This window comes from Micromonospora sp. NPDC006431 (assembly GCF_042870725.1).
Classification (GTDB): Bacteria; Actinomycetota; Actinomycetes; order Mycobacteriales; family Micromonosporaceae; genus Micromonospora.
The window spans coordinates 186,170-197,841 of record NZ_JBIAHQ010000004.1 but is presented as its reverse complement, the minus strand read 5'-3'; the positions used below and the strand labels follow the sequence as shown (position 1 = coordinate 197,841).

The following is an 11,672-nucleotide window of genomic DNA, read 5'->3' as shown; positions in this document are numbered from 1 at the left end:
GGAAGAGTACTTCTGTCGCAAGTCCGACAGCGAACACTCCCGATACTCAGGGCTGATCGGCCAGTTACTCAACTTCGGTGCGTGACGCTCTGCGCGCGGACGGATTACCGTCGATATGCTGCTGGGATGAGTCGGTGGGAGTTCGTCGGCCGGACGGAAGAGCTCAACCGTCTGTTGTCAACGGTCGGCGGCCCCGAGGGGCGCGGGTTGTTCTTCAGCGGCAGCGCCGGGATCGGCAAGAGCCGACTGCTGCGCGAAGGGGTGGCCACCCTCCCCACCGACCGGTACGCGATCTGGTCCATCGCGGCCAGCGCCACCACCACCGCGCTGCCCTTCGGCGGCCTGGTGCAGGTGCTCCCGGCCGAACAGCCGCAGGGGCTCTCCCCCGCCGGCGTCCTCCGCTGGGCCGTGGACATGCTCCAGCAACAGGCCGCCGGCCGACCGATCGTGCTCGCGATCGACGACGCGCACCTGCTCGACCCGCCCTCGGCCGCGCTGGTCCACCTGCTCGCCCGCGCGGAGAACGCGACCGTGATCGGCACCCTGCGCAACGGCGAGCAGATCCCGCTGCCGATCCGCGCCCTCTGGACCGACGACCTGGTCGACCTGGTCGAGCTGGCCCCGCTCGGCCCGGCCGAGACCGGCGGCCTGCTCGCCGCGATCCTGGGCGGCCCGGTCGACGACAAGTCGTCCGAGCGGCTGTTCCAGCTCTCCGCGGGCAACCCGCTGCTGCTGCGCGAGCTGGTGCTGGCCGCCTCCGGCGGCGGCGAGCTGAGCCGGACGTACGGGATGTGGAAGTGGACCGGCCGGCTGGAGCTGGCCCCCAGCCTCACCGACCTGATCGGCATCCGGATCGGCCAGCTCACCCCCGGCGTGCGGTCGGTGGTCGAGCTGGTCGCGTTCGGCGAGCCGCTCGGCCTGCAACTGCTGCAGAAGGCGGTCGACCCGGCCGACGTCGAGGCCGCCGAGGAGCGCGGCCTGATCACCATGGTCCACGACGACCGGCGGTTGGACGTCCGGCTCGCCCACCCCCTCTACGGCGAGGTGATGCGGCGGCAGTGCCCGGTCAGCCGGACCCGCCGGCTCCAGGCCACCCTGGCCGAGCTGCTGGAGCAGGTCGGCAAGCGCCGCCGGGACGACCTGCTCCGGGTCGCGGTGTGGCGGCTCGACTCGGGTACGGCGCAGGACTCGGCCCTGCTGCTCGACGCGGCCGCCCAGGCCTTCGGCCGGTACGACGTGCCGCTGGCGACCCGGCTGGCCCGGGCCGCGCTGGACGCCGACGGCGGCTTCGACGCCGCGGAACTGCTCGCCACCATCCTCATGTTCGGCGACCGGCCGGACGAGGCCATCCAGGTGCTCGACTCGGTCGCCGGGGAAATCGGCTGCGACCGGCGGCGCAGCCGCTGGCTGACGGTCCGCGGCATGGTCAGCTACTGGGGGCTCAGCCGCGAGTCCACGGTGGAGGAGATCGCGGCCCGCGGCGACGAGATGACCGACTCGGCCGACCGGGCCCGGGTCCGCGCCTTCGAGGCGATCATGCGACTGCACCGGCTGGACACCGACGCCGCGCTGCGACTCGCCCAGGCCGTGCTGGACCGCCCGGCCTCCCCCATGGCGGCCCGGGAGCTGGTCCGCTGCACCATCGCCCACCTCCAGGCCGCGCAGGGGCAATACCAGCGCAGCGCCACCGCCATCGCCCTGGTGCAGGCGGAGGCGGCCCGCTGGCGGGGCGACATGCCATACCTCCAGCTCGCCATGGAGCTGGCCCGGGGCACCCGGCTGGCGCTCTCCGGCGACCTGGCCGGCATCGACGCGATCGTCGCCGACGAGTTCGCCGACCTGGCCGGCGCGGGTGACTTCCGGCTCGGCACCGGCTACCTGGCCATCCTCCAGGCGTACGCGGCGCGGCTGCGCGGGCGCAGCGACGAGGCGCTCAAGACCAGCCTCGGCGCCTGCGCGGTGCTCGCCACCAGCCGGGTGTACGCCGGGCTGGCGCACGCCGAACGCGCCCAGGCGGCGGCCCTGCGCGGCGACGCCACCCACGCGGCCGAGGCGATGGCCGAGGCGGACCGGACCCACGCCCCGGGCATGGCGGTGCTGTATCCGTGGCTGGAGCAGGCCCGAGCCGCCGTGCACGCGGCCACCGGTGACCTGCCGACCGCCGCCAAGCACCTGTGCACGCTGGCCGACCGGCTCCGCGAGGACACCCTCGCCGGCCACGAGCTGCTCGTCCTGCTCGACCTGGTCCGGCTGGACCAGGCCGCCGCCCCGGTCGGGCCGATGTGCACCGACGGCGGCCGCCGTACCGTGGCGCAGCGGCTGACCGAGCTCTCCGAGCGAGTCGACGGGGCGCTGCCGCCGCTGGTCGCCCGGTACGCCCGCGCCGCGGTCGAGGACTCCGTCCCCGAACTGCTGGCCGTCGCCGACGACTTCGCCGCCCGGGACCTGACCGTGTACGCCGCCGAGGCGACCGCGATGGCCCTGCACCGGCTCGGCCGGAGCCGGGCCGCGGCGACCGCGCCGGTCCGGGAACGGCTCGCCGGACTGCTCAGCCGCGGCGACCAGCTCTCCACCCCGGCCCTGCGGCGGCTCCGGCCCGCACTCAGCGACCGCGAGTGGGAGGTCGCGAGGCTCGCGGCCGAGGGAGCCACCAGCCGGGCCATCGCGGAGCGGCTCTACCTCTCCACCCGCACCGTGGAGAACCATCTCCAGCGGGTCTACAGCAAGCTCGGGGTGACCGGCCGGGCCGAGCTGCGGGCCGCACTGTGGTCGATGCCGGGGCACGACGGCGGGGATCCGGCCTGAACTCATAGGCTGGAGCCGTGAGCACCCTTCGCCCCGCGCTGCTGACCGACCACTACGAGCTGACCATGGTCAGCGCCGCGCTCCGCGACGGCACGGCCGATCGCCGCTGCGTCTTCGAGGTGTTCACCCGGCGGCTGCCGGCGGGCCGCCGCTACGGGGTGGTCGCCGGGACCGGGCGGTTGATCGAGCTGATCCGGGATTTCCGGTTCGACGCCGAGGAGGTCGAGTTCCTCCGCCGCAGCCGGGTGGTGGACGACCGGGCCGCCGAGTGGCTGACCAACTACCGCTTCACCGGTGACATCGACGGGTACGCCGAGGGTGACCTCTTCTTCCCCAGCTCGCCGATCCTCACCGTCTCCGGCGGGTTCGCCGAGTGCGTGGTGCTGGAGACGCTGGTGCTGTCGGTGCTCAACCACGACTGCGCGGTCGCCGCTGCGGCCGCCCGGATGGTCACCGCCGCCCGCGGCCGGACGCTGATCGAGATGGGCTCCCGCCGGGCGCACGAGGGGGCGGCGGTGGCCGCCGCGCGGGCCGCGTACCTGGCCGGGTTCCGGTTCACCTCCAACCTCGCCGCGGGCCACAAATACGGCATCCCCACGGCCGGCACCGCCGCGCACGCCTTCACCCTGCTGCACGACGACGAGCGGGCGGCGTTCGCCTCGCAGGTCGCCACGCTGGGCAAGGACACCACGCTGCTGGTCGACACGTACGACATCAGCGAGGGCATCCGCAACGCCATCGCGGTGGCCGGGCCGGAGCTGCGGGCGATCCGGATCGACTCGGGTGACCTCGCGGTGATCGCCCAGCAGTCCCGGGAGCTGCTCGACTCGCTCGGTGCCACCGAGACGAAGATCATCGTCAGCGGCGACCTGGACGAGTACGCCATCGCCGCGCTCGCGGCCGAGCCGGTCGACATGTACGGCGCCGGCACCGCGGTGGTGACCGGCTCGGGCGCGCCCACCGCCGGCCTGGTCTACAAGCTGGTCGAGGTCGACGGCCGCCCGGTGGTCAAGCGCTCCGAACGCAAGGCCACCATCGGCGGCCGGAAGGTGGCGGTACGCCGGCACAAGCCGACCGGCACCGCGACCGAGGAGATCATCGTGCCGCAGGGTGTGCCGGACCGGCAGCCGAACGACCGGCTGCTCCAGCACTCCTTCATCGTGCACGGCGAGCCCGTGGCGCTGCCCACCCTCGACGAGTCGCGGGAGCACCTGCGGCAGTGCCTGATCTCCATTCCGTGGGAGGGCCTGAAGCTCTCCGGCGGCGACCCGGCCGTTCCGGTCACCGTCGTACCCGCGACCTGAGGAGGACCGCCAGCGTGAGCAACGCGTTGATCATCGTGGACGTGCAGAACGACTTCTGCGAGGGCGGCTCGCTGGCCGTGGCCGGCGGGGCGGGCGTGGCGGCCGGCATCTCCCGGCTGCTCGCCGCCGAGCCGGACCGGTGGGACCACGTGGTGGCGACGAAGGACTACCACATCGACCCGGGCGCCCACTTCGGCGAGCCGCCGAACTACGTCGAATCCTGGCCGCGGCACTGCGTGGTCGGCACCCCCGGGTCGGAGTTCCACCCCGACCTGGAGACCGGCCGGGTGGAGGCGATCTTCCACAAGGGCGAGTACGCGGCCGCGTACTCCGGGTTCGAGGGGCACGCCGACGACGGCGAGTGCCTGGCCGACTGGCTGCGCCGGCACGGCGTCGACCGGGTCGACATGGTGGGCATCGCGACCGACCACTGCGTCCGGGCGACCGCCCTGGACGCCGCCCGGGAGGGGTTCGGCACCACCGTGCTGCTGGACCTCACCGCCGCCGTGGCGCCCGAGACGCTGGACGTGGCGCTGCGGGCCATGGACGGCGCCGGGGTCACCATGGTCGGCGCGCCTGTGATCAGGGCCGCTTGACCAGGTAATCGGTTGCTGATTGTCGTACCCCCGGTCGAGGATGTGCGCCGGAGGTACGGACCGTCGTGAACTTGAAGCCTTACCGGGAGGCGCTCGCCCTGCCCGGTCTCCGGTCGCTGCTGCTGGTGTCGGTGCTGGCCCGCATCCCGCTCACCGCGACCGGCGTGACGCTCACCTTTCACGTCGTGCTCGACCTCGGCCGGGGATACGGCGCCGCGGGCCTGGTCGGCGCCGCGTCGACCGTCGGCGCCGCGCTCGGCTCTCCGCTGCTCGGGCGGCTGGTCGACCGGCGCGGGCTGCGCCCGGTGCTCCTGCTGACCACGATCGCCGAGGGGATCTTCTGGGCCAGTGCCCCGGCGCTGTCGTACCCGGTGCTGCTGCCGGCCGCGTTCCTGGCCGGGCTGCTCGCCCTGCCGGTCTTCTCGGTGGTCCGCCAGTCGGTCGCCGCGCTGGTGCCGGCCGAGCGGCGCCGCCCGGCGTACGCGCTGGACTCGATGTCGGTAGAGCTGTCGTTCATGGTCGGCCCGGCGCTGGCCGTGGCCGTGGCGACCGCCGTCTCCCCGCGGCTCACCATGTGGGCGGTCGGCGTCGGCATCGTCGCCTCCGGGATCGGGTTCTGGCTGCTCGACCCGCCGACCCGCAGCGCCGACGAGCCGGCCGGCCCACGCCGGAAGGTGCCCCGCCGCGAGTGGCTGACGCCCCGGCTGCTCGCCGTGCTGGCGGTGAGCCTGGCCGCCACCCTGGTGCTCGGCGGCACCGACGTCGCCGTGGTCGCCGTGCTGCGCGCCGGCGGCGAGGTCGGGTGGACCGGGGCCGTGCTGACCATGTGGGCGGTGGCGTCGCTGGTGGGCGGCTTCGCGTACGGGGCGGTCACCCGCTCGTTCTCCCCGCTTGTCCTGATGGCGGTGCTCAGCCTCACCACGATCCCGGTCGGGTTGGGCGGGGCGCACTGGTGGCTGCTCTGCCTGGCGCTCATCCCGACCGGGGCGCTCTGCGCGCCCACCATCGCCTCGACCGCCGACGCGGTCAGCCGGCTCACCCCGGCCGGCGTACGCGGTGAGGCGATGGGCCTGCACGGCTCCGCCGTCACCGTCGGCATCGCGCTCGGGGCGCCGCTCGCCGGCGCGGTGATCGACGCCTCGTCCCCGCCGTGGGGCTTCGCGGTCACCGGCGCGATCGGCGTGCTGGTCGCCCTGGCGGTGCTCCCGATCGAGCTGCGCCACCGCCGCCAGGCCGCCGCCGAGCCAGCCACCCCGGAACTGGCCCCCGCCACCGTCTGATTCCCCGGCACCTCCCCACCCCGACTCCCGACTCCCGACTCCCGACTCCCGGCACCCGGGCACCCGGGCACCGGGCACCGGGCACCGGGCACCGGGCGGACGTTGCCTGAAGAGGGCGGCCGCCGTCGGGTGGCGGGGCGCTGGATCACTTGGCGACATCGGCTCCCAAAGGCGTCGTCACACCAGCGCGCCCAGGTGCCAGGCCGACTGGCCCGGGTGGCCCGGGTACCGGGCCGACTGGCCCTGCTGCCGGTCCCCGTCGGCCAGCGCCCGGTCCACCACGTGCCCGAACTCCCCCGGCCCGACTAGCTCTCGTGCGCCTACGAACCTGATGACAACGTCATCAAGTTCGTAGCGGCTGAGGAGTCACCTCTCGGCACGCGGGGCCAGCGACGCCGGCCGTGCGGAGCGGCAAGATCCGCACAACATCGCGGAAGTTGGCCCCTCCGCAGCCGCGGAGACAGCAACATCGCCGAAGTTGCGGCCAGCGCCCGCCCGCGGCCAGCGCCCGCCCGCGGCCGGCGCCCGCGCGGCCAACGCCCACGCGCGGCCAGCACCCAAGCGGCACCGGACGGCCGGGTCGGCCGGAACGGCGATGGGCGCCGCACCCCTTGGGGTGCGGCGCCCATCGGCGCGGTGTCGGCAGCGGGTCAGCGCCGGTCGTGGTTGCTGGCGACGTCCTCCTGGTAGCTGGCGCCACCGTTGGATTCGCTCGTCAGCGGCTTGGCGCCACCCTCCGGCGGGCCGGCCAGGCTCTGCTGCCCGGCGGCCAGCTCCGGGAACTTGAGGTCGAACGCCGGGCGCTCGGAGCGGATCCGCGGCATCCGGTCGAAGTTCCGCAGCGGCGGCGGGGAGGTGGTGGCCCACTCGAGCGAGTTGCCGTAGCCCCACGGGTCGTCGACCTCGACCACCGGGCCGGCCTTGTACGACTTCCAGCAGTTGTAGATGAACGGCAGGGTCGAGATACCGGTGATGAAGGCGCCGATCGTGGAGAACGTGTTCAGGAAGGTGAAGCCGTCGCTGGGCAGGTAGTCGGCATACCGCCGGGGCATGCCCTCGTTGCCCAGCCAGTGCTGCACCAGGAAGGTGGTGTGGAAGCCGATCATGGTCAGCCAGAAGTGGATCTTGCCCAGGCGCTCGTCGAGCATCCGGCCGAACATCTTCGGGAACCAGAAGTAGATGCCGGCGAACACGGCGAACACGATGGTGCCGAAGAGCACGTAGTGGAAGTGCGCCACCACGAAGTACGAGTCCTGGAGGTGGAAGTCCAGCGGCGGGCTGGCCAGCAGCACACCGGTCAGGCCACCGAAGAGGAAGGTCACCAGGAAGCCGACGGAGAACAGCATCGGCGTCTCGAAGGTGATCTGGCCCCGCCACATGGTGCCGATCCAGTTGAAGAACTTCATACCGGTCGGCACGGCGATCAGGTAGCTGAGGAAGCTGAAGAACGGCAGCAGCACCTGGCCGGTGGCGAACATGTGGTGCGCCCAGACGCTCATCGACAGAGCGGCGATGGCGATGGTCGCGGCGACCAGGCCCTTGTAACCGAAGATCGGCTTCCGGGAGAAGACCGGGATGATCTCGGAGATGATGCCGAAGAACGGCAGCGCGATGATGTAGACCTCGGGGTGACCGAAGAACCAGAACAGGTGCTGCCACAGCATCGGGCCGCCGGTGGCCGGGTCGTACACGTGCGCGCCGATCAGCCGGTCTGCGGCGAGCGCGAAGAGCGCGGCGGCCAGCAGCGGGAAGACCAGGATCACCAGCAGGCTCGTGACCAGCATGTTCCAGGTGAAGATCGGCATCCGGAACATGGTCATGCCAGGGGCGCGCAGGGTCAGGATCGTGGTGATCAGGTTGACCGCGCCGAGGATGGTGCCCAGACCGGAGATCGCCAGGCCGACCACCCACATGTTCCCGCCGACACCCGGCGAGTGCTCACCGTTGCTCAGCGGCGTGTACGCCGTCCAGCCGAAGTCGGCCGCGCCACCCGGAGCGATGAAGCCCGCGGTCGCGATGGTGCCGCCGAACAGGTACAGCCAGTAGGCGAAAGAGTTCAGCCGCGGGAACGACACGTCGGGCGCGCCGATCTGCAGCGGCACCACGTAGTTCGCGAAGGCGAACACGATCGGCGTCGCGAAGAACAGCAGCATGATCGTGCCGTGCATGGTGAAGAGCTGGTTGTACTGCTCGGGCGACAGGAACTGCAGGCCCGGCCGCGCCAGCTCGGCGCGCATGATCAGGGCCATCAGGCCGCCGATCATGAAGAACGCGAACGCGGTGACCATGTACATGATCCCGATCTGCTTCGCGTCCGTGGTGCGCAGCAGCCGCGCGATGGCCGACCCCTTGACCGGCTCGCGGACCGGCCAGGGCCGGGTCACGACCGGCTTGGGTGCGACGGTGGTCACGAGTGGCCTCCGGTTCTGGGTTGTCCCGCTCGGCAAACGCTGATCATCTGCGCAGCCGTCATCCGCAAGGAGGATAGTCCCCGGCAGGTGGCACCGCCTCCGGGGGTGGGCCGCTACGATCACCGCCGCCCGGCGCAGCGCCTCAGAGCGGGTCCACGAGAAGCCGGTAGTGCTCCTGGAAGATGCGCCCGCCGCGGCCGCGCAGCAACGGGTCGCGCAGCGCCGGCGGCACGTCGCGGGTCCGGTTGCGGTCCCGGGTGCGGTCCCGCACCCAGCGGGTACGCGGCCGGCGGCGGCTCTCGTACGCGACTAGGGCGGCGTCCACGCTGCCGGCGGCCTGCAGCGACTCGGCGAGCACCACGGCGTCCTCGAGTGCCATAGCGGCACCCTGGGACAGGGTCGGCGCGGTGGCGTGGGCCGCGTCACCGACGAGCAGCACCCGGCCCTGGTACCAGCGCCCCAGCTCGACCTCCTCGGTGATCTCGACGTGCACGTCGTCGAGCGCGGCGAGTATCTCGGGGACCGGGCCGCCGTAGGAGCCGAACAGCTCGTGCAGGCGGGCGAGGGGGTCGGCCGGGATGGTGGTGCCCGCCTCGTCGGCGTAGCAGTGCAACCGCCCGGCGCCGATGGGCACCACCAGGAAGCCGGCGCGCTGGCCGAGCAGGGCGGTCCAGTCGGCAACCTGCGGGCCGCCGCGGACGATACCCCGGTAGACCACCTGGCCGGCGGGGCGGGGCGGGCCGCCGAGCGCGCCCAGGGTACGCACCGCGGAGTGCGGTCCGTCGGCGCCGATGACCAGGTCGTATTCCTCGGAGGTCCCGTCGGTGAAGCCGACGGTGACGCCACCGGGGCGCGGCTCGACGGCGCTGACCTCGGCACCGTGCCGGACTGCCCCGCCGGCGCCGGTGAGCAGCACCCGATGCAGCTCGGCGCGGGGCAGCGCCCGGCACTCTCCCACCCCGGCCCACAGGCCGTCGAGGTCCACCTCGCACAGCGGCGCGCCGGACGCGTCGAGGAACCGCTGGCGGTGGATGACCTGGCCGAGCGGGCGGAGCGGGCCGTCCAGGTCGAGCCGGCGCAGCGCCCGGGCCGCGTTTCCGGGGAGGTAGAGACCGGTGTCGGCCCGCTCGATGGGGGGCAGCCTCTCCGTGACGTCGGGCCGGAACCCCGCCAGCCGCAGCGCTCGGGCCACGGCGAGACCGGCGATGCCTGCGCCGACGACGAGGATGCGCAGGGGGGAACCACCCATGGTGGGGTACGCCTCCGGAGGGGTTCGGCACGCGTTGGAGGCACGACACTACTCCCCGCAATCGAAGGGCGGAAGGGCCCATCGGCCCTGGCGGCACCGCCCGTCGGCGCGGCTCGGCGATCCCACCGGCAGGAGTCCCACGTCGACCGGGGGAGGTCGCGCCACGCCACCCGGCGCGGGAGCGAGTGGGCGGTCACCCGGCGTCGGCATCCGGGACGGGCCCGACCGGGTGGTTGCTGCGAGCAGTACGGCTCGACCGTCATCGGCAGCCGGTACGTCGTGCAGAACAACCCGTGGGGCACCAGCGCGCAGCAGTGCTTGACTTCCTCCCTATGCCTGAAGGCGGGGGGATTCCCGTGGCTAAGGCGTGTTCACGCCGCGTGCCTTTCGGGTGGTTGGCGCTTCGCAGACCGCCCAACGGCGAGGTCTCCACGCCCTGTTACCGCCAGCCCGGCGGCGAGTATGTTCTTGGCCGCGTTCACGTCGGCGTGGTCCTGATGCCCGCAGGCGACGCACCGGAAGACCGCTTGGCTCTCGCGGGACTCCGGGGCGACATGCTTGCAGGCGTGGCAGGTTTGCGACGTGTACGCGGGGTTGACCTTCTCGACCTTCGCGCCGTGGTAGCGGGCGGCGTGTTCCAGCTTGAGCAGGAACCCGCCCCACCCCTTGGACAGGATGGCCCGATTCAGACCAGCCTTCTGACGCACGTTGCGACCCGGCTGCTCGACAGTGCCCTTGGCGCTGGCGGTCATGTCCTTGATCCGCAGCCGCTCGACGATGACCAGCCCGTGGTCACGCACGAGCCTCACGGCTTCCTGCGTGACGAAGTCGGCCCGCCGGTGCCGGATGCGGGCGTTGAGCCGGCCGATCTCGGCGCGTACCTCGTCGCGGCGGTTCGACCCGCGGTTACGGCCATGAACCCGTAGCGACCGGGACAGGCGCTGCTGCAATCGCCTGAGCCTTGCGGCCTCGCCCGGGGTGACGAAAGCGCGGTCATCCAAACCGCCATCGGACCTGGCAATCGCCACGGCCACGCCCCGATCCACGCCGATCGGCGGCTTACCGTTCGGAGCCGCCTCGGCAAGGCCGTCCTCGACACAGAACGAGATGTACCAACGTCCCCCGTCGCGGGAGACCGTGGCGTTGCGGATGGCGCCGCCGAGCGGCCTGGTCCACCGGAACCTGACCGGCCCGAACTTCGGCAGCCGCACCTCACCCCACCGCCGGCTGACCCGCCGCACCGCAATCTGGTCGGGGTCGGGAAAGCGGAACGACGGGGCGGTGCGCGCCTTGGACCGCCAACGCACCTTCCACGTCCCGTGCGTCTTACACGCCTGTTCCAGGTCCCGCAGGGTCTGCTGCAACGTGTGCGACGGGGCGTCGGCCAGCCACCCGCAGTCCGGGTCCCTCTTCGCTTCGGCCACCTGTCGGGCCTGCTCCACGTAGGAGATGAACGCGCCACGGCGGCGGTACTCACGGCGCTGCTCCAACCCGGTGTTCCACACCGTCCGGCAGATCGCGCCCACCGTCTCGGCGTAGGCAGCCTGCTCCGGTGTGAAAGCGAGGAGGTAGCGGCGACCGGTCAGCACTCAGCGGCCCTTCTGCTGCGCGACATACTCCTCCACCGCAGCACGCGGGGTCCCACCGGTGGTCGCCACAAAGTATGAGTTCGTCCACAGGGTGGGCAGCCGCGAGCGCAGCGACGGAAACTCCTCCCGCAACACCCGAGACGTGCGCCCCTTGATTGCCTTGACCAGCCTATGCACGCTGTACTGCGGGTCGACCTCCACCAGCAGGTGCACCTGGTCGGGCATGACCTCCAACGCCACCAGCCACGCTTCCTTCTCGTCCACCACCTCACCGATCAACTGCTTCAACCGCTCCTCGACCAGCCCGCCAAGCACCGGAGAAGACCCGGGGGGGGGGGGCCCGCCCCGGCGGGCCCCCCCCCCCCCCCCCCCCCCCCCCCCCCCCCCCCCGCGCCCCCCCCCCCCCCCCCCCCCGCCCCGCCGCGGGGGAGCGGGCGG

Annotated in this window: 7 protein-coding genes and 1 pseudogene; 4 read left to right on the top strand and 4 right to left on the bottom strand. The window is 72.8% G+C overall.

Going from position 1 to position 11,672, the window contains the following annotated elements; translation table 11 throughout:
- Positions 1–126 precede the first annotated feature (126 nt).
- The 4 genes from ACFYM6_RS09995 (at position 127) to ACFYM6_RS09980 (ending at position 5,985) form a co-directional block, all read left to right on the top strand.
- Positions 127–2,805, top strand: coding sequence for a LuxR C-terminal-related transcriptional regulator (locus tag ACFYM6_RS09995; RefSeq protein ID WP_387274066.1), 2,679 nt, complete (start codon positions 127–129; stop codon positions 2,803–2,805).
- 17 nt (positions 2,806–2,822) lie between these two features.
- Positions 2,823–4,109 (top strand): nicotinate phosphoribosyltransferase, encoded by a 1,287-nt coding sequence (locus ACFYM6_RS09990; protein ID WP_073832351.1) that lies wholly within the window; start codon positions 2,823–2,825, stop codon positions 4,107–4,109.
- Between the two features lie 14 nt (positions 4,110–4,123).
- Complete coding sequence (locus ACFYM6_RS09985) at positions 4,124–4,705, top strand: isochorismatase family protein (protein WP_387274063.1); 582 nt, start codon at positions 4,124–4,126, stop codon at positions 4,703–4,705.
- A gap of 65 nt (positions 4,706–4,770) precedes the next feature.
- Positions 4,771–5,985 (top strand): MFS transporter, encoded by a 1,215-nt coding sequence (locus tag ACFYM6_RS09980; RefSeq protein WP_387274061.1) that lies wholly within the window; start codon positions 4,771–4,773, stop codon positions 5,983–5,985.
- Between the two features lie 650 nt (positions 5,986–6,635).
- On the opposite strand, the gene ctaD is transcribed toward ACFYM6_RS09980, so the two are convergent.
- The 4 genes and pseudogenes from ctaD to tnpA all read right to left on the bottom strand — a co-directional run.
- Positions 6,636–8,396, bottom strand: coding sequence for a cytochrome c oxidase subunit I (gene ctaD, locus ACFYM6_RS09975; protein ID WP_387274059.1), 1,761 nt, complete (start codon positions 8,394–8,396; stop codon positions 6,636–6,638).
- 142 nt (positions 8,397–8,538) lie between these two features.
- Positions 8,539–9,645: an FAD-dependent monooxygenase gene (locus tag ACFYM6_RS09970; protein ID WP_387274057.1), complete on the bottom strand. Its 1,107-nt coding sequence runs from the start codon at positions 9,643–9,645 to the stop codon at positions 8,539–8,541.
- Positions 9,646–10,016: 371 nt separating this feature from the next.
- Positions 10,017–11,234, bottom strand: coding sequence for an RNA-guided endonuclease InsQ/TnpB family protein (locus ACFYM6_RS09965; RefSeq protein WP_387274055.1), 1,218 nt, complete (start codon positions 11,232–11,234; stop codon positions 10,017–10,019).
- Positions 11,235–11,549 (bottom strand): annotated as a pseudogene (gene tnpA, locus ACFYM6_RS09960) (IS200/IS605 family transposase); the annotation flags it as partial. It abuts the gene before it with no gap.
- Positions 11,550–11,672: the final 123 nt, after the last annotated feature.

Excerpts from the sequence above, each read along its gene's own strand:
- ACFYM6_RS09995 (WP_387274066.1), top strand. The coding sequence starts at position 127 with ATGAGTCGGTGGGAGTTCGTCGGCCGGACGGAAGAGCTCAACCGTCTG.
- ACFYM6_RS09970 (WP_387274057.1), bottom strand. The coding sequence starts at position 9,645 with ATGGGTGGTTCCCCCCTGCGCATCCTCGTCGTCGGCGCAGGCATCGCC.